Consider the following 20,395-nt stretch of genomic DNA (forward strand, 5'->3'; position numbering starts at 1 on the left):
AAATATTTACAAAAATTACCTGGAGGGAATTCAAATGTAGGCCTTTTTTATAAGTATTTATGTAAGCAATATGCTTATCATTTAATTATTAATAAACAAACTAATGTTCTAATCAGTTAAAGATCTAATGAGGTTAAGCCTTGTTGAATGGCATATTTTGTTAACTCTGGAATTGTATGTAAATCTATCTTTTTCATAATATTATTTCTATGAACATCAACCGTTTTAGGGCTTAAAAATAATATTTCTCCTGTTTCTTTAGACGATTTACCTTCTGCAATTAACTGTAAAACTTCTTTTTCTCTAGAACTTAACTGTGTTTTTTCTAAAGCTTTCTTTTCTTTAAGCACTGTAAGAAACTCTTGATTAATGTCTCTTGAAAGGTATTTTTTATTTTGCATTACTGTAGAAATTGCGGTAATTAACTCATCTGCATCTCCATCTTTTAATAAATAACCAAAAGCCCCTGCTTTAAACATACTCTGAATAAATTGCTTACTAGAATGCATAGAAAGGCCTATTATTTTTATATCAGAATTTTCTTTATGAATTTGTTTTGTAGCCTCTATACCATTTAAACCTGGCATTGCCACATCCATAACAATAACATTTGGAGCTAGCTTTAAACATGTTTTTATAGCCTCTCTACCATCAGAAGCCTCGCCTATTATATGCATATTAGACCTTTGTTCTATAATGTTTCTTAAACCATCTCTTAGCAATTTATGGTCATCAACTAATACTATTTTAATTTCTTTTAGATAAGTCATTTAGATAAAGGTATAAAAATTTTAACACTTGTTCCTTCATTTATTTTCGATTTTATGGTAAATTTTCCTTGGATGTTTCTAATACGTTCTTGAACCGTAAATAAACCGAAGCCAGAACCAGAATGATTATGGTGGTCATTTAAGATAGAAGTATCAAACCCAACACCATTATCTGTAATAAAAATATCTAGCCCAAGCTTATTTCTATCTAAATCTAAAGTAATTAAAGTAGCATTAGCATATTTTATGGCATTCATTAACACTTCTTGTATACTTCTATACAATAAAATAGATTTTACTTCATTAAGTCTTATACTATCTATATTACTATTAATTACACACTGAATTTTATGGGTTGTTTCTACATTATCAAATAACCAATTTAATGCTTCAATAATACCTAATTGATATAATACTGGTGGCGATAATTCATAGGTAATTTTTCGGCTGTTTTCTAATGCTTCAGAAATATGTGTTTCAATAAACTTTAAATCATCATCAATCTCTTTTAATTGTGGTCTTTTCTTTAACTCATTAATTTTCATTTTAGAAATAACCAAAGACTGACTTAAATGATCATGAATATTGGTCGCAATTTCTTTTTTCTGTTTTTCTTCTATCACAGTCATTTCTGTGGTTAATTTTTGAAGCGATGTTTGATATTCTTGAATTTCTTGTTTTGCTAAAATCCATTGTGTAATATCCCTTGCTGTTGATATAAAGGAGTCAATCTCTTGGTTTTTGTAGACAGGAGATGATAAAAACTCTAACCAAATATAATATCCTTCTTTATGGAGCACCCTACAAACAAAAGCATCAATAACCATGCTACTAAACATTCTTTGATCCATTACCTTTTTTAAAGATTCTATGTCTTCTTCATGAACAACACCAAATACTTTTTTACCTAAAAGATCTGATTGTTCATAACCCAAAATACTTTTTATAGAAGGGCTAATGTATTTAAAGGTACTGTCTTTATCGTGCAAACAAATTAAGTCATTAGAGTTATCTGTTAATATACGATACATCTCTTCTGCTTTTTCTATTTCAGTTCTTATTCGCTTCTGTTCTGTTATATCTTGGTTGGTCCCTTTTAAAATAACAACTTCTCCGGTATCACCTAGTACTGGTTGGCAAAGACCTCGTAATGTTTTTTGGGTTCCATTAGGAAGAAGAATTCGAAATTCAATATCAAATGGTGTTCCTAACCGAATAGCTTTATCAACAGAACTATTATGCAACTCTAAATCGTCTGGATGAATCTGATTTAAAATTGTATCAAACTTAGGGTTGCCTAATTTTGGGTTTATACCCCAAATGTGAAACGTTTCTTCTGACCATTCTGACTCTTGGTTTAAAGGATTAAATATCCAGCTTCCTACTTTTGCTAATTTCTGAGCTTCTTTTAATTTGTTAATAGACTCTCTTTTTGCCGATTCTGCATCTTTTATACTCTGAATACTTTGAATACTAACAGGAACTGTTTTTTGTTCTATTTCTGTTTGAGGAATAGGAATTGAAATGATAGCTGCAAACTCATCGCCCTTTAGGGTTTTGTAATTTACTTCTGATGTAAATGTTTTTTCATTATTCCACATAGACACAATAAACTCTCTAAATACTTTGTGAGCGCCTTTACCAAATGTTTCTTGCATTTTTCCTGCTAAAAAGTCTTTATCACTTTCTCCTTTAAATAATTTTACGGTTGCCTTGTTAACTTTATTTATTTTTATTTTTTGAAGTATTGAAAACAATACATCAGGATGCTCTTCTAAGTATGCTCTAATATTAGATATCTTTAGCTTTCTAAGTTCTGCTAATTGTTGTGCTACTAAAGTTAAATCTCCGTTCCAAATAGATATTGTTGCACTATCAAATAGCTCTCTATACCTGTTTGTAATTATTAAGTTTTTTTCTTCAATTAATTTTCTCTCTGTAATGTTTTGCGTAATACCTCTTCTTCCAATAATTTCGTTTTGTTGGTTGTATACCGGTTGCGCTACATTACGTACCCAAACTTCTTCGTTTCTTTGATTAAGTAGCTTTAGTTCTAAATCATAAGGAATCCCTTTTGTATCAAGTTCTTTAGTTGCTTGTATTATTATTTTCTGTGAATCTTCATTAAAAAACTTTAAAATTTCATTTCTTGATGGAACTCGGTATCTAGGATCTAATCCAAAAATATAATAGAGATACTCAGACCACATAAAAGTATCTGTTTCAATATCATATTCATGATAACCAATTTTAGCAACTTTACTTGCCTCATCCATAGAATACTTTCTTTTTTCTAAAAGATTTAAAGAAGTTTGAATTTTTTGTTTAGAAAGTTCTAATTCGAAGTGTGCTTTTTTAGAAGCTGTAATATTCTGTGAAACACCTCTTCTACCAATAACTTCATTATTTTGATTATAAATAAGCTGGGTTATATTACGCACCCAAACCTCTTCTTTGTTATTATTTACTAATTTTACCTCAATATCAAAAGAGCCTCCATATAAACTAAGTTCTTCGTTAGCTTTCATTAATTTTTCTTTAGACTCTTCATCTAAAAAATTAAGAATTTCTTTTTGAACTGGTGCTTTACCTTTAGGGTCTAATCCAAATATTTGATAAATATACTCAGACCAAATATATGAATCTTCTAAAATATTATACTCCCAATACCCTATTTTAGCCATCTTACTAGCCTCATACATAGATCGTTCCCTTATAGCTAAAAGCTTAAGAGAATCTTCAATTTTCTGTTTAGAAACTTCTAATTCTAATAATGCTTTTTTAGATTCTGTAACATTATGCAAAACACCTTTTCTTCCTACAATTTCATTTTGTTTATTGTAAACAGGATGGGCAATATATCGCAACCAAACCTCTTCTTTTTTGGTATTAATAAATTTCAACTCAATATCAGTTGCAACTCCTTTTAAATCTACCTGTAAAGCAGCTTGTGTTATTTTCTTTTGAGATTCTTCATCAAATATTGATAAAATTGTACTTAAAGGAGGTACCCCTTCTTTTTTATCAAATTCTAAAACCTGATACATATAATCTGACCATATATATGTATTGGTTTCAATATCATAATCCTGATATCCTATTTTAGCTACTTTACTCATTTCATTTTTAGAGTATTCACTTCTTTTTAACAACTCTAAAGAAGTTTGTATCTTTTCTTTAGAAAGTTCTAATGCAAATTGTGCTTTTTTAGATGCGGTAATATCTTGCATAATACTTCTTCTACCCACAATTTTATTCTGTTCATCATACACAGGCTGAGATACATTTCGTATCCAAATCTCCTCATTTTTTAAAGTAGTACACTTTAACTCAATATCACAAGGTATTCCCTTTAAATCAATATCTAAAGAAGATTGTTGTATCTTTTTTTGTGATTCTTCATCAAAAATTGATAATATTTCTTCTCGTGTTGGTATTGGTTTCTTTATATCAAACCCTAAAACATCATAAATATAATCAGACCAAATATAAGTGTCTGTAGCAATATCATATTCTTGATATCCTATTTTAGCTATTTTACTTACTTCTTTTAAAGAGTATTGACTTTTCTCTAAAAGGTCTAAAGAAGTTTGAATCTCTTGTTTAGAAAACTCTAACTCTAATTGCACATTTTTAGAAGCTGTAATATTTTTTAACACACCTCTTTTACCTACAATTTCATTTTGTTTGTTATAAACAGGTTGGGCAACATTTCTTATCCAAATCTCTTCATTTTTTAGGTTAACACACTTCAATTCAATATCATAAGGAATCCCTTTTAAGGTAAGGTCTAATGTAGCTTTGGCTAACTTTTTTTGAGATTCTTTAGTGAAATTTTTTACAACCTCCTCTTGCAATGGAATTCCGTTTTTAGGATTTAATCCAAATATTTGATAAACATATTCAGACCACACAACAGTATCTGTAAGAATGTCGTGTTCCCAATACCCAATTTTAGCTACTTTACTAGCCTCGTCCATAGAGTATTTTCTCTTTTCTAATAGCTCTAAAGAATCTTGAATTTTTTGTTTAGAAAGTTCTAATTCTAGTTGTGCCTTTTTAGAAGCTGTAATATTATGCACAACACCTGTTCTTGCAATAATTTTATTTTGTTGATTATAAACAGCCTTAGCCACATAACGCACCCAAACTTCTTCTCCTTTTAAGTTAATGCATCTTAACTCCACATCACAGGGAGTACCTTTAGTAGTAAGTAATTCTGATACTTTTTTTATTTTTTCTTGCGATTCTTCATCAAAAATTGATACAATTTCCTTTATTGATGGAAGCTCATCTCTAGAATCTAATCCGTAAATATCATAAACATAATCAGACCATTTATAAGTATCTGTAGTTACATCATATTCTTGATACCCTATTTTAGCTACTTTACTAGCTTCTCTTAAAGAACTCTCACTCTTTTCTAATAGTTCTAAAGATGTCTGAATCTTTTTATTTGCAACAACCTTATGTGTAATATCTCTTGCTGATGTTACAAAATAACTAATCTCTTTTTCTTTATACACAGGAGATGATAAAAACTCTAACCAAACATAATGCCCTTTTTTATGACGAACCCTAAGAGGAATAGCTTCAGAAATTAAATCACTACTAAACAGTTTTTGCTCTAACACATCTTTTAAGGTTTTAATATCTTCTTTATGAATAATAGTAAAAACTTGTTTGCCTATAAATTCTGATTTTTCATAACCTAATAACTTTTTTATAGAAGGACTAATGTATTTAAAGGTAGTATCTGGCTTTTGTAAAAAAATTAAGTCGTTAGAATGCTCTGTTAATATGCGATGCATTTCTGCAGTTTCTTTTATTTCTTTTTCTGCAAACTCAAACTTTTGTTTATACGTTAAAGGCTGAAATACGTCTTTTATATTAAGAATATGTGTTAAAGGCTCGCTAGCATCTAAAAATTGCAAATACAAATATAGAAGAACACTATAAAACAATGTAAATACTCCTTTTGATATTAATCCTGATATTAAAATTGTAGTTAAGTTATCTGAACTCCAAAAAACCAAGGTTGCAAAAAATAGTGTATCAAAAGCCACAACAATTAACATTGTTAACAAAATTTGCAAGAATAAGAATGGTATTTTTTTAGATATATATTCAAACAAGATTATTATTAAGAAAGCATCTAAAAATAATGTTATTGTACCAATAAATAATTCCCATGAGTTAACCTTAAAAAGGGTAGTTGATAAATTAAAAGGATTGTGTGCAGACGATTCTGTAAAATGCCAACCAAATGTTTGCACTAGAATAGCCATTACTACGTTTACAAGAAACAACGCATAAATTGTTTTTTTTGTTTCACTTGCATCTTCCTTTATATACACCATAAGTAAAACAAAGAGTGTTGCTGTAAAAAAAACTGCAGATCCTGGAGAAACTTTAAAATCGTTTGTAACCGACACATAAACAGTACTATACAGAAACACCTGTACAAACTGAAACAAACCTAGGCAAGCATACATAACACCAATACCTAACTGTCTTCTAAGACGAAATAATAAGAGTATTACCGTGGCAACTATAGTACCTTGTAAAAACAAGATGGCTATTTGATTATAATTCATAACTTTAGATTACCTAAATATAGACATTAAATTTTATATCTGCTGATAATTTATTTTCTATATTGAGTATATTAAAGTCTAATATAAGCATAATTTTATTTTATCATTTATAGATATTTTATCAATGAATAAATAAAGATTCTTTTTTTTAACAAGTACTTGTTATAATAGTAGTTTACTTTTTTTTCTAAAAACAAAAAAACCCAGCTTATCGCTGGGTTTTTTATATTGTAAATTATCAAAAATTATTCTACCGTAACCGATTTTGCTAAATTTCGAGGTTGATCTACATTTTTTCCTAACATCACTGCAATATGATATGATAGTAACTGAAAAGGAATTGTTGTTAACAAAGGAGATAACGCTTCTTCTGTTTCAGGAATTTCAATAACATGATCTGCTATTTCTCTAACCTGTACATCGCCTTCTGTAACAATTGCAATAATTTTACCAGCTCTAGATTTTATTTCCTGAATATTACTAACTACTTTTTCGTAATGACCTTTATTGGTTGCAATTACAAAAATTGGCATATTTTCATCAATTAAAGCAATAGGTCCGTGTTTCATTTCTGCTGCCGGATACCCTTCTGCATGAATGTAAGAAATTTCTTTTAATTTTAATGCTCCTTCTAATGCTACCGGAAAATTAAAACCTCTACCCAGGTATAAACAATTTTTTGCATCTTTATAAACAGCAGCTATTTCTTTAACTTTTTCATCAATTTTTAAAAGAGCTTCTACTTTTGCAGGAATTAATTGCATTCTTTGTAGAAACGTTCTAAGTTCTGTTTTAGAAATTGTTCCTTTTTTAGAAGCTAACTTTAAAGCAATTAAAGTTAAAACAGTAATTTGTGTTGTAAATGCCTTTGTAGAGGCTACACCTATTTCTGGTCCTGCATGTGTATAAGCACCAGCATCGGTTTCTCTTGCAATAGAAGAACCTACAACATTACAAATTCCAAAAACAAATGCGCCTTTAGATTTTGCTAGTTTTATTGCAGCAAGTGTATCTGCGGTTTCACCAGATTGTGAAATAGCAATTACAACATCTTTTGAAGTAATAATTGGGTTTCTATATCTAAATTCCGAAGCATACTCAACCTCTACAGGGATACGAGCTTTGTCTTCAATAAGGTATTCTCCAACCAAACCAGCATGCCAAGAGGTACCACAAGCAACAATGATAATTCTTTCTGCATTTAAGAATTTATTCATGTGGTTGTCTACACCTGCCATTCTTATAATTCCTTCATCAGCAAGCATTCTCCCTCTATAGGTATCTATAATAGCTTTGGGTTGTTCATGAATTTCTTTTAACATGAAATGATCATAACCCCCTTTTTCTATTTGATCTAAGCTCATTTTTAGTTGCTGAATATTGGCATCAACCATCGTATCGTCCTTAATCTTACGAACTTTAATCCCTTTACCAATTTTAATGATCGCTAATTCTTCATCTTCTAAATAAATAGCATCCTTAGTATATTCTATAAAAGGTGAAGCATCTGAAGCTACAAAAAATTCTTTATTTTCTTTTCCTACTCCAATTGCAATTGGGCTTCCTAAACGAGCAATTACTAACTCGTTTGGCTTTGTTTTATCAAAAACAGCTATAGCATAAGCACCAATAACATTATTTAACGCTAATTGTACTGCCTTACCAAGTTTACAGTTTTCTTGTTTTTTTACTTCTTCAATTAAATTAACAAGTACTTCTGTATCCGTGTCACTTTTAAAAGTGTATCCTCTAGATATTAGTTCTTTTCTAAGAGAATCATAATTTTCTATAATTCCGTTATGAACAATTACTAATTCTCCAGATTGAGAAATATGTGGATGAGAATTAACATCATTAGGAACACCATGTGTAGCCCAACGTGTATGACCAATTCCTAAATTTCCTTTTCTTCTTTTTTCTTCTTTACTTGTTATTTCTTCTAAATCAGAAACTTTTCCTTTAGTTTTAGAAAGATGTATTTCTTTACCATCGTACAGCATCACTCCTGCACTATCGTAACCACGATATTCTAGCCTTTTTAAGCCACTTATCACTATTGGGTAAGCTTCTCTAAAACCGATATAGCCAGTTATTCCACACATAACAATTATTTTTTTATTTAGTTAGTTCTTCTTTTCTGAATATGAAATCTTAAACTCTGCTCTTTTAGCTCCGTTTATAGCAGATTGATTTAAAAGCGTAACCGCTTTTGGATTCCAATTATAGTTCTTAAAAACAGTATCTGTAACCGTTTGTAAATCTGTTGAGTTAATTACTTTTAATCTTAATTTTGGCGAATAATCCGTTTCATCACTTAAGATATCTGAAATATAATCTGTAATTTTAAAAGTATATTTCTGTACCGTTTCTTCATTAATAATCTCTTTTTCCAACACACCTCCAAAAGAAGTTATTCCTTCTGTGTAAACATCTTTTATTTGGCTATAAACAGGGTTCGCTACATCTTCATTACTTTTATAAAGATACAAACGATAAGGAAGTGCAGTTACGTCTGCAGATTCATTAATATAAAAAGTTAAAGAAGCATCATTTATTAATAAATTTCTTTCTCTTAATTCTTCAATCTTATCTGCTACTCCATTAGCATTGGTATCTTCTCCAAAAAGATCTATTACTGCTTCACTACCCGCTGCTCCTTGTACTACAATATTATCTACAGGATATGTTTTATCTTCCATTTTATAAATACTAGATCTTACTCCTGATAATAAAAAACTATCATTCTTGTAAATAGTATCTATAGCTACACCACCAGTAACAACTGTGTTAGTGTAATAAACCTCTAAAGATGGTTTAACAGTACCATTAAAATTAAAAGAAATTAAAGATCCTTCATCTCCCGAAGCTTCTAAAATAAGCCCTCTAAAATAATTATTAAATGCAGCTTGGGTGTTAAATTCTGATGACTCATATTTATCTAAAAATATTTTTTTAATTTCAGCTTCATTTAAAGGTATTGCTGCAAAAGGAAGAGGAAGCGTAGAAGTTGAACTTAAATAAGTTACCGTATCTTTTGTTGCCAAAGCACCAGTACTTAACCATCTTTTAACTACAATAGAATCTGTTAGTGATGGTAAGAACTTAAAGTTAGCAGTAGCACTTAGTAAACTACCTGTTTTTTCAAAAACATCATTAGATTGGTAGCTATTAAATTTTGATGGTTCTGCAGGATTTAAAGTACTTAAATAAGTGCTAGTTTGATAAACATTTAAATTAAACGCTTTCGTTTGATCTCCTATTATAGAATCTAAAACATATGCCGTAGCATCATCATTTAAAACTACTTGATATGGTAATTTTATAAAAACAGTATCAATCGTTGTAACAACAGTAGTATCTGAAGCATAAACATTTGCATCATCAACCACCTGTAAACCAGAACTTAAAGCTAATTGAGAAACAATAGATGCTTCTATTTTTTCGTAAGCATCACTGGCATGTACTCCTAACAGATATTGCCCTGGATCTATAGAAAGATTATCTGAAGTTACACTTGTAACAGGACTATTTTCAATAGTAATTTCTCTAACCGTTAAGGTATCTGTGTTAAATTTTGTATTACTAACAATACTAGAACCAATATCTGTAAAATCTTTTTCACAAGATATAACAGCTGTAAATACCAATATTAAAACAACAATATATGTGCTTTTCTCTAAAAATTTCCTCACCTTATAATATAATTAATTGGCTGCAATTAAATCAGCATAAAAATTTAAATAACTTTCTTTTAAGTCTTCAGATTGATACTCTAAAACCGGAATTTCTTTCCCTTCTATAAAAGAAGTTAATTCCTCTGAAATTTCTTCACTACCATGTATAATTGCGTCAGAATTTTCTATGGCACTTTTTAATATATTAGTAAAATTTGGTGTTTTAATTGTTGCTATTTTATCATCACTTATACCATCAAACTTTACTTTATCTGCTAAAGTTTCATCTAAATTTCCTTCAAAAGGATTGTTGTATAAAGACGTAATAATTTTACTTTCTGTAAACAAAGGCTCTTCTTTATAAAATTCTTTTAAATAAAGAGGTAAAAGAGAGGCCATCCATCCATGAACATGAATAATATCTGGCGCCCAATTTAATTTTTTTACAGTCTCAATAACTCCCTTTGCAAAGAAAATTGCACGTTCGTCATTGTCTTCAAACAATTCATCGTCTTCATCTGTAAAAACGGCTTTTCGTTTAAAATATTCTTCATTATCTATAAAATACACTTGCATTCTTTCTTTAGGAATAGAAGCAACTTTTATAATTAATGGCATATCCATATCATTAACAACCAGGTTCATACCCGATAAACGAATCACTTCGTGTAGCTGATGTCTGCGTTCGTTAATTACGCCATATCTTGGCATGAAAATTCTTGTTTGTACTCCTTTAGAATGTGCGTTTTTTGCAACATTAAAGGCTGTAGATGATAACTCTGTTTCTGGTAAGTACGGAACTACTTCGGATGAAACAAATAATATTCTCTTGTCCTTCATTAAATCAAACTCTTTTATAAGAAGCGCAAAAATACAAATTATTATGCTAATATCGTGTTAAATTGGTAAGTTTGCAGTCTTTACTTAATTTTTTAGGATGAAAATTTTTAATACCAAACAAGAAATAAAAGCGTATTTAACCTCTCTAAAAGAGAAAAATAAAACCATAGGTTTTGTACCTACAATGGGCGCATTACACCAAGGTCATTTATCTTTAATTACCAAAGCAAAGAAAAAAAACGACCTTGTTGTGGTTAGTATTTTTGTAAATCCTACGCAGTTTAACAACCAAGAAGATTTAATTACCTACCCAAAAACAATAGAAAACGACACCAAATTACTAGAAAGTGTTTCTTGCGACGTATTGTTTTTTCCTTCTGTAGCAGAAATTTATGCAGAAAATATTACATCAGAAAATTTTGATTTTGACGGACTAGAACATCAAATGGAAGGTAAATTTAGAGAAGGGCACTTTAACGGAGTGGGCACCATTGTAAAAACACTTTTCGAGATTGTTACACCAGATAAAGCCTATTTTGGTCAAAAAGATTTTCAGCAATTGCAGATTATCAAAAAAATGGTCAAAAAAAATAACCTGCCCGTTAAAATTAAAGGCTGCCCAATTTTTAGAGAAGAAGACGGTTTAGCAATGAGTTCTAGAAACACAAGATTATCTTTAGAACATAGAGCAGCTGCACCTTTTATTTTTAAAACACTTAAAAAAGTACGTAAAAAATTTGGCACAGAAAATGCTACTAAAATAACCGAATGGGTAGAAAATCAATTTAAAAAACACCCTTTATTAAATTTAGAGTATTTTACAATTGCTGATGAAAAAACATTAGAAACCATAAAAAACAAAGAATCTAATAATAAATACCGCGCTTTTATTGCAGTATTTGCAGGAGAAATAAGATTGATAGACAACATTCAATTAAAAAAATAATAATCAAAAAAAACAGTATTTTTGCTGCATGTTAGTACAAGTTGTAAAATCAAAAATCCACCGTGTAAAAGTTACAGGTGCAGATTTAAATTATATAGGAAGCATCACCATAGATGAAGATTTAATGGATGCAGCCAATATTATTGAAGGCGAACGCGTTCAAATCGTAAACAATAATAATGGAGAGCGTTTAGAAACCTATGCTATTCCTGGACCTCGTGGAAGTGGAGAAATCACATTAAACGGAGCAGCTGCAAGAAAAGTTGCTGTAAATGATGTATTAATTCTTATCGTATACGGATTTATGGATTTTGAAGAAGCTAAAAACTTTAAACCATCCTTAGTATTTCCTAACGAAAAAGACAATACACTTACCTAGTTTGAATATTAAAAAAATCTTAAAAACCATACTACCTCTCGCTTTGGGAGGTTTTTTAGTATGGTATTCTCTCTCAGGTATTTCTCTAGAAACATTAGGTACCTACTTTAAAGAAGCCAATTACAGTTATATTTTTCTTGGGCTTTTCTTTGGTATTTTAAGTCATCTTTCTAGAGCCTACAGATGGAAGTTTATGTTAGAACCATTAGGTTTTAAACCTAAATTTACAAACAGTGTTTTGGCTGTTTTAGTTGGCTATTTAGTAAACCTAGCGCTACCAAGAGCAGGCGAAATCTCTAGAGCAACCGTAATGGCAAATTACGAGAAAATTCCTTTCGAAAAAGGGTTCGGAACCATTGTAGCAGAACGCATTGCAGATTTAATAATGATGCTTTCTATTGTTGCAATTACCCTTTTTGTTCAGTTCGATTTTATTTACGAACTCCTCACCAAAAACTTCGATCCTTCTAAAATAATTATTGGTTTAGTTATTCTAATCATTGGTTTCTTTGTTTTCACCTCGTTTGTAAAAAAAGCGACATCTGGCTTTTTATTAAAAATTAAAACCTTTGTTTCTGGTTTAATAGAAGGCGTTACAAGCATCTTTAAAATGAAAAACAAATGGGCTTTTATTTTTCATACCGTATTTATTTGGGTAATGTATGTAGCTATGTTTTGGGCAACAATACCTGCAATTAGCGGCTTAGAAGTACCTTTTGGCGGAATTTTAATTGGCTTTATAGCAGGCGGATTTTCTATTGCTGCAACAAATGGCGGCATCGGTTTATACCCAATTGCGGTTGCCGGCGCATTGGCTTTATTTAATATTCCTACAGAACCTGCAACCGCTTTTGGTTGGATTATGTGGACCGCACAAACAGCAATGATTATCGTTTTTGGAGGTTTAGCCTTTTTATTTTTACCAATTTACAATAAAGATAAATAATATTTTGGGCGTTCCCTAAAGGTCGCGCTTTACGTTATATCTTTTTTGGGGTTTGTCATTGCGAGGAAAGTTTTTTTTACTTTCTGCGGCAATCTTACTTTATAAAAACAGATTGCTTCGTTCCTCGCAATGACGCCTATCAACAAAAAAGGATGCCACTTCAATCGCTAACGCAACTATTTGCTAATAAATAGAAAATCTTATTTTTATTAAATATTTAAAAGTTATCAATCTATAAACTTTGTAACTTTGTTCCTTTTCAAACCTTAGAAACTCTTTTTAAATGGCTAAAACCAAAACAACTTTTTTCTGTCAGAATTGTGGAACTCAACATGCAAAATGGGTGGGACAATGTGGAGCCTGTAAAGAATGGAACACCATTGTAGAAGAAGTAATACAAAAAGAAGAAAAACGCGTTTGGAAACAATCTACAACCGCAAAACAGACGGTAAACAAGCCATTAAAAGTTGCAGACATTCAGCTAAACCCAGAAGAAAGAATTGTAACCAATAATAACGAATTAGACACCGTTCTTGGTGGCGGATTGGTAAAAGGCTCGGTAACACTTTTAGGAGGAGAACCTGGTATTGGTAAATCTACTTTATTATTACAAGTTGCCTTAAACATCAGCCAAAAAGTATTGTATGTTTCTGGAGAAGAAAGTCAGTCTCAAATAAAAATGAGAGCAGAAAGGTTAGAAGCCAACAACTCTAACTGTTTAATTTTAACAGAAACCAATACTCAAAATATCTTTAAAAGCATAGAAGAGACCATGCCAGAAGTTTTGGTAATCGATTCTATACAAACACTACACACAAGCTCCATAGAAGCCTCTCCCGGAACTATTTCTCAAATAAGAGAAACCGCTGCAGAATTGATTAAATATGCCAAAGAAACCGCTACCCCGGTTTTATTAATCGGACACATCAATAAAGACGGAAACATTGCCGGACCCAAAATTTTAGAACACATGGTAGATGTTGTTTTACAATTTGAAGGAGACAGAAACCATACTTACAGAATATTACGAAGCCAAAAAAACAGATTCGGCTCAACATCAGAATTAGGAATTTACGAAATGCTTTCTAACGGATTAAGAGAAATCTCTAATCCGTCTGAAATATTAATTTCTAAGAAAGACGCAGATTTAAGCGGAACCGCAATTGCAAGCACTTTAGAAGGTATTAGACCTTTAATGATAGAAATACAAGCCCTGGTTTCTACCGCAGTTTACGGAACACCTCAACGCTCTACAACAGGTTATAATTTAAAAAGATTAAACATGATTTTAGCGGTTCTAGAAAAAAGAGCTGGTTTTAAATTAGGTGCAAAAGATGTCTTTTTAAATATCACCGGAGGCATAAATGTAGATGATCCGGCAATAGATTTAGCTGTTGTTGCTGCAATTTTATCTTCTAACCAAGATGTTGCCATTAACCCAAATGTTTGTTTTGCTGCAGAAGTTGGTTTGGCAGGAGAAATAAGACCTGTTTCTAAAATAGACCAAAGAATTACAGAAGCAGAAAAATTAGGTTACAAAACTTTAGTTGCTTCTAAATACAATAAGATTTCTTCTAAAAACCACGGAATAAGATTGGTTTTAGTTGGTAAAATAGAAGAAGCTTTTGCTACTTTGTTTGCTTAAACATCATTATTTACTTCTATCCAATACCCATTTGGGTCTTGAAAATAGATTTGCTTTTTGCCATCTTTTCTAATAAAAATTTCATTAGGAACATCGTGCCAATCTGTATATTCAATATTTAAATTTTCTATTTTTTTTACAAATAAATCAAAGTCTGATGTAGACAAAGCAAAATGAACAGCTTTATTTGTTTTGATTTCAAAATTTGGACGAGGAATTAAATGCAACTGTTTGCCTTCGTTTAACGACAACCATCTCGTATTAGAATTTGATGCTTTATTTTCAATCTCTTTTAATTGAAATACCCTCTGATAAAAAGCTACAGAATCATTAACATCTTTTACAGAAAGTGCTATATGGTTTATAAAAAATGACATCTATTCTTATCTTTTTATTTTCCCTGAGGTATTACCACCCATTAAACTAGTTACATTTTCTACAGAAACCATATTTACATCGCCTTCTACCGTGTGTTTTAAGGCACAAGCAGCTGTTGCAAAATTTAAAGCGTCCATATCATTATCATAATGTAACAATCCGTAAATTAAACCAGACGCAAAAGCATCCCCTGTACCAACACGATCTATAACATGTGTAACATCTAATGTTTCTGCTTTTATAAACTTTTTACCAGTCCACATTTTACCTTGTATTTGCTGATGAGAAGCACTGATAGATTTTCTAGTTTTCCCTACAACTTTATCTATTCTTGGAAATTTTTCCATTAATAATTTAGCTGACCCACTGAATCCACCTCCCAACTCTCCAAGACCAAAGATTTCATGTATACCTCGATTACTAGAAATTACAATGTCTGTGTTTTTTACTAATTCTGGCATTACTTCTTGCATGGTTTTACCGTATTTCCACATATTTTTACGAGAATTGATATCACCAGAAACCTTAATTCCCATTTTATTGGCAGTTTTAATAGCTTCTAAACAACACATAGCTGCACCTTCTGAAATGGCTGGTGTAATCCCTGTCCAATGAAACCAATCTGCACCTTCTAGCACTTCTTCCCAATTAACCATTTCTGGTTTTATTAAAGAAAAAGCAGAACCTTCTCTTTCATAAATTACTTCACTGGGTCTATGTACAGCGCCTTTTTCTAGAAAATATTTACCTAACATATCATCGCCATAAATAACATTTGCTGTACCTAACCAATGTTTTCGCAAAAATTGAGTTGCCGCTTTACCTAATGCATTATCCGGAAAACGGGTAACGTGTGCTGCTTTCATTCCTAAATAACCACAAGAAATTGCCACATTAGCTTCACCACCTCCATACACCAAGTCGAAAGAGGTTGCTTGAGAAAATTTAGAATATCCTGGAGGGGATAAACGCATCATTACTTCACCAAATGTTATCAATTTTTTAGTCATGCTACTCTATTTTTATTTGTTAAGATATTCTCATTGAAGGTATTTAAAAAATACGAAACCCACAATAATATTAAGAGTAAAAATCTCACGATAAAAAATATTATAAATCAAAAAAACCGAACATTTCTGTTCGGTTTTTATCTATTTTATAGAGTATTCTAAATTAGTTTTAGAATACTTTATTTCTTATTTACTGCTTTAATATACTTATCTAAAGCCATTGTCATAGAAGGTGTTTCTGGTGACGGTGCTTCTATATCACACTTAAAACCAGCTTCTGTTACTGCTTTTACAGTAGAATTACCAAAAGCAGCAATTCTAGTATTGTTTTGTTTAAAATTTGGAAAATTTTGTAATAATGATTCTATACCTGATGGACTAAAAAACACTAATACATCATAAAAAACATCTTCTAAATCAGACAAATCACTAACAACAGTTCTATATAAATCTAAACGTTTCCAGTTTATACCTAATTTATCTAATTCTTCTGGAATTAAAGGTTTTAACTTATCTGAACTTGGTAATAAAAATTTTTCAGTTTTATGCTTCTTAATTAATTTTGTTAAATCTAGAAACGATCTAGTACCTACATAAATTTTACGTTTTCTATACACTACGTATTTCTGCAAGTAATAAGCCACGGCTTCTGACTGACAAAAATATTTCATTGAATCTGGCACTTTAAAGCGCATTTCTTCTGCAATTCTAAAAAAATGATCTACAGCATTTCTACTCGTTAATATAATAGCTGTAAACTTATTTAAGTCTACTTTTTCTCCTCTTACTTCTTTAACAGAGATTCCTTCTACATGAATAAAAGGTCTAAAATCTATCTTAACTTTTTGTTTATCAGACAAGTCAAAATAAGGAGATGTTTCTGTCTTTGGTTCTGGTTGTGATACTAAAATCGTTTTCACTTTCATATGCTTTCATTTTGTAGTTAAAACAGCAATTTAAACAGTATAAATAGCGGTGCTATTTCGAAGGCGCAAAGGTACAAAATAAAATAAAACAACTCGCTAAAAATCAGCTTTTTATTACGAACCCCATGAAATATAAAACGAATTGAAAATAATACCCCAGAAAAATAAACCAGAAATTGCGTGTTTAATGGTGAATACTCCTCTAAAACCAAGGCGATAAGCAGCAAAAAAGAAACAGCGTACAAATAAATAGACTTAGAAACTAAAAAAAAATCTAGCTTTTTATGAATCAAAAACAAAGAAGAAAGTAGAAACTCTAACAACCTTTTTACAACAAAATAAGAGAAAACAACTCCACAAATTTTTAAAAAAACATAAAAACCTTCAGGAGAGTAAGGAGTGAAATGTAGATAAATTTTATAAATTAACAGCGAAAGTACGAATACAGAAAAAATAAAAATCACGCTTTTAAATGAGTTAAAAAACGACGAATTTTCTTCAATTTCAGTTTCAACAAAAGTTGGATTTATTAAAGAATAAACACTACCTCTTAACCTTACAACGCTTATACCTCTTAAAAGAAAAACGCAGGCGAATAAACATACCAACAATATGGTAATCCAACTATTATCAACGACTGCTCTGTCTAATGCTTGCACCTTTTTCTGTTTTGGTAAGATTAACACAAAATTAGTAATTAAATAATGTATATTTGCCTACTTACCACATGAAATTTTATTTATGTCAGACGCGTTAGTCATTATACCTACTTATAACGAAAAAGAAAACATAGAAGTTATCATTAGAACCACTTTTAATCAAAAAAAAGAATTTCATATTTTGGTTGTGGATGATAATTCTCCTGACGGAACTTCACAAATTGTAGAAAACTTAATTTTAGAATTTCCAAATAGACTATTTTTAGAAAAAAGGTTAGGTAAAAATGGGTTAGGCACTGCTTATATTCATGGTTTTAAATGGGCGCTAGCAAAAAACTACGACTATATTATTGAAATGGATGCCGATTTTTCTCATAACCCAAAAGATTTGGTTCGTCTTTACAATGCTTGTAAAAAAGAAGGAGGTGATGTTGCTGTAGGTTCTAGGTATGTAAACAACCAAGTAAACGTAGTAAATTGGGACATGAAAAGATTACTTCTTTCTTATTTTGCTTCAAAATATGTTCGTTTTATTACAAGAATTCCACTTTTTGACACTACCGCTGGTTTTGTTTGTTGGAACAAAAAAGTACTAAAAACCATACAGTTAGATAAGATTAAATTTGTAGGATATGCTTTTCAAATAGAAATGAAATTTAAAGCATGGAAACATGGTTTTAACATAAAAGAAGTCTCTGTAATTTTCACAGACAGAACCTTAGGCACCTCTAAAATGAGTGGTAATATTGTTTATGAGGCTTTGTTTGGTGTAATAAAAATGAAGTTAAAAGGATTGCCTAAATAGAAACAACATGAGTAAAATTTCTATAAGAACGGCTAACCTAAACGATTTAGAAACTTTATTAGAATTTGAGCAAGGAGTTATAAAAGCAGAAAGACCTTTAGACCCTTTTTTAGGTGATGGTAAATTGTTTTACTACAATATTCCAGAATTAATTACCAATAAAAACATTCATTTAATTGTTGCCGTTTCTAACAACCAATTAGTTGCTTCTGGTTACTTAAGGATAGAAAATTCTAAACATTATCATAAAAATCCAAAACATGGGTATATTGGTTTTATATTTGTAAAACCATCTTTTAGAGGAAACAGAATTAGTAATTTAATTTTAGAAGCCCTAAAAAATTGGGCTAAAGAAAAAGATTTAAAAGAATTAAGATTAGATGTTTATAGCAACAATTCTGACGCTATAAAATCTTACGAACGCTTTGGTTTTACAAAGGGTTTAGTAAATATGAAAATGGATATTTAAGAAGAAAACATGGCAAAATCAACTTTAATAAAAAACGCAAGAATTGTAAATGAAAACAACACTTTTTTAGGTGATGTTTTAATTGAAAACGAATTGATAAAAGAAATTTCATCAAACATAAAAGCAACAGAAAATGTTGAAGTTATTGATGCGGATGGTAGATACTTAATTCCTGGTTTTATTGATGATCAAGTACACTTTAGAGAACCTGGTTTAACACACAAAGCTAATATTGCCACAGAAAGTAGAGCTGCTGTTGCTGGCGGAATTACTACTTTTATTGAAATGCCAAACACCGTACCACAAGCTACGACTCAAGATTTATTAGAAGATAAATTTACAATTGCAGCCAACGATTCTTATGCCAACTATTCTTTTATGTTTGGTGGCACCAATGATAATTTAGAAGAATTATTAAAAACAGATCCTAAAAAAGTAGCCGGAATTAAATTGTTTCTAGGCTCTTCTACAGGAAATATGTTGGTTGATAATGAAGAAATTCTAGAGAAAATTTTCTCATCAACAAAAATGATTATTTCTGTACATTGTGAAGATGAAGCTACCATCAGAAAAAACACGCAAGAGTTTATAGATAAATACGGAGATGACATTCCTGTAAAATACCACCCAATTATTAGAAGTGAAGAAGCTTGTTATTTATCATCTTCTAAAGCAATTGAACTGGCAAAGAAAACGGGCGCTAGATTGCATATTTTTCATTTATCTACTGCCAAAGAAACTGAGCTTTTTAGAAATGACATTCCTTTAGAAGAAAAGCAGATTACTGCAGAAGTATGTATTCATCATTTATGGTTTTCTGACAAAGATTATGATGAAAAAGGAACGCACATAAAATGGAATCCTGCTGTAAAAACAGAAAAAGACAGATTAGGTTTATGGGAAGCCCTTTTAGATGACAGAATAGATGTTTTAGCAACAGACCATGCTCCTCATACTTTAGAGGAAAAAGATAATGTATACACAAAAGCACCAAGTGGTGGACCTTTAGTACAACATGCTGTAACTGCCGTTTTAGAAAAAGTAAAAGAAGGTGTCATTTCAATTGAAAAAGCGGTTGAAAAAATGAGTCATAATCCTGCTAAATTATTTCAAATTGAAAAACGTGGCTTTATAAAAGAAGGCTATTTTGCAGATATCGTTTTAATTGATACCAACAAGTCGCAAACTGTTTCTAAAGACAATATTTTATACAAATGCGGTTGGTCTCCTTTTGAAGGCACCACATTTTCATCAACCATAACCCATACATTTGTTAATGGAAATTTAATCTACAACGAGGGGAAATTTAATGATAATATTAAAGGAAAACGCCTTACTTTTAATCGCTAAT

16 protein-coding genes are annotated in these 20,395 nt (G+C 30.6%); 7 read left to right on the top strand and 9 right to left on the bottom strand.

Going from position 1 to position 20,395, the window contains the following annotated elements; translation table 11 throughout:
* Positions 1-116: 116 nt before the first annotated feature.
* The 5 genes from WG951_RS10325 to WG951_RS10345 all read right to left on the bottom strand — a co-directional run bounded on the left by WG951_RS10325 (position 117) and on the right by WG951_RS10345 (position 10,881).
* Positions 117-770 (bottom strand): response regulator, encoded by a 654-nt coding sequence (locus WG951_RS10325; RefSeq protein ID WP_211296742.1) that lies wholly within the window; start codon positions 768-770, stop codon positions 117-119.
* Positions 767-6,367, bottom strand: coding sequence for a PAS domain-containing protein (locus tag WG951_RS10330; protein ID WP_105049880.1), 5,601 nt, complete (start codon positions 6,365-6,367; stop codon positions 767-769). Before WG951_RS10330 ends, WG951_RS10325 begins: the two co-directional genes overlap by 4 nt.
* 245 nt (positions 6,368-6,612) lie before the next feature.
* Entirely contained in the window at positions 6,613-8,469 is a 1,857-nt protein-coding gene (gene glmS, locus WG951_RS10335; RefSeq protein WP_105049879.1) for a glutamine--fructose-6-phosphate transaminase (isomerizing), read from the bottom strand.
* A gap of 21 nt (positions 8,470-8,490) precedes the next feature.
* Positions 8,491-10,059: a DUF4270 family protein gene (locus WG951_RS10340; protein WP_105049878.1), complete on the bottom strand. Its 1,569-nt coding sequence runs from the start codon at positions 10,057-10,059 to the stop codon at positions 8,491-8,493.
* A 12-nt stretch (positions 10,060-10,071) separates the two neighbouring features.
* Positions 10,072-10,881, bottom strand: coding sequence for a glycogen/starch synthase (locus tag WG951_RS10345; RefSeq protein ID WP_105049877.1), 810 nt, complete (start codon positions 10,879-10,881; stop codon positions 10,072-10,074).
* Positions 10,882-10,978: 97 nt separating this feature from the next.
* Here WG951_RS10345 and panC point away from each other — a divergent pair, with 97 nt between their 5' ends.
* From panC to radA, 4 genes are all read left to right on the top strand, one after another.
* A complete protein-coding gene (gene panC, locus WG951_RS10350; protein ID WP_105049876.1) occupies positions 10,979-11,827 on the top strand; it encodes a pantoate--beta-alanine ligase in 849 nt (282 codons plus the stop codon).
* Positions 11,828-11,855: 28 nt separating this feature from the next.
* On the top strand, positions 11,856-12,206 hold the full coding sequence (panD, locus tag WG951_RS10355) for an aspartate 1-decarboxylase (protein WP_036825265.1): 351 nt from the start codon (positions 11,856-11,858) through the stop codon (positions 12,204-12,206).
* A gap of 1 nt (position 12,207) precedes the next feature.
* Positions 12,208-13,152: a lysylphosphatidylglycerol synthase transmembrane domain-containing protein gene (locus WG951_RS10360; RefSeq protein WP_105049875.1), complete on the top strand. Its 945-nt coding sequence runs from the start codon at positions 12,208-12,210 to the stop codon at positions 13,150-13,152.
* Between the two features lie 283 nt (positions 13,153-13,435).
* Entirely contained in the window at positions 13,436-14,797 is a 1,362-nt protein-coding gene (gene radA, locus WG951_RS10365; protein WP_105049874.1) for a DNA repair protein RadA, read from the top strand.
* Here the strand turns inward: radA and WG951_RS10370 are convergent.
* The 4 genes from WG951_RS10370 to WG951_RS10385 form a co-directional block, all read right to left on the bottom strand.
* Positions 14,794-15,174, bottom strand: coding sequence for a VOC family protein (locus WG951_RS10370; protein WP_105049873.1), 381 nt, complete (start codon positions 15,172-15,174; stop codon positions 14,794-14,796). The genes radA and WG951_RS10370 overlap by 4 nt on opposite strands.
* A gap of 6 nt (positions 15,175-15,180) precedes the next feature.
* On the bottom strand, positions 15,181-16,185 hold the full coding sequence (locus WG951_RS10375) for a sugar kinase (RefSeq protein WP_105049872.1): 1,005 nt from the start codon (positions 16,183-16,185) through the stop codon (positions 15,181-15,183).
* Between the two features lie 179 nt (positions 16,186-16,364).
* A complete protein-coding gene (locus WG951_RS10380; protein WP_105049871.1) occupies positions 16,365-17,111 on the bottom strand; it encodes a uroporphyrinogen-III synthase in 747 nt (248 codons plus the stop codon).
* Positions 17,112-17,128: 17 nt separating this feature from the next.
* Complete coding sequence (locus WG951_RS10385; protein WP_170062919.1) at positions 17,129-17,770, bottom strand: DUF4271 domain-containing protein; 642 nt, start codon at positions 17,768-17,770, stop codon at positions 17,129-17,131.
* An 82-nt stretch (positions 17,771-17,852) separates the two neighbouring features.
* Here WG951_RS10385 and WG951_RS10390 point away from each other — a divergent pair, with 82 nt between their 5' ends.
* From WG951_RS10390 to WG951_RS10400, 3 genes are read left to right on the top strand one after another with little or no spacing between them, the layout of a single operon-like run.
* Positions 17,853-18,575, top strand: coding sequence for a polyprenol monophosphomannose synthase (locus WG951_RS10390; protein WP_105049869.1), 723 nt, complete (start codon positions 17,853-17,855; stop codon positions 18,573-18,575).
* Positions 18,576-18,582: 7 nt separating this feature from the next.
* Positions 18,583-19,044, top strand: coding sequence for a GNAT family N-acetyltransferase (locus tag WG951_RS10395; RefSeq protein WP_105049868.1), 462 nt, complete (start codon positions 18,583-18,585; stop codon positions 19,042-19,044).
* Positions 19,045-19,053: 9 nt separating this feature from the next.
* Positions 19,054-20,394 carry a dihydroorotase gene (locus WG951_RS10400; RefSeq protein ID WP_105049867.1) on the top strand — a complete coding sequence of 447 codons (1,341 nt, stop codon included), beginning with the start codon at positions 19,054-19,056 and terminating at the stop codon, positions 20,392-20,394.
* The last annotated feature ends 1 nt before the right edge of the window (position 20,395 follow it).

Source organism: Polaribacter butkevichii (genome assembly GCF_038024105.1).
Taxonomy (GTDB): domain Bacteria; phylum Bacteroidota; class Bacteroidia; order Flavobacteriales; family Flavobacteriaceae; genus Polaribacter; species Polaribacter butkevichii.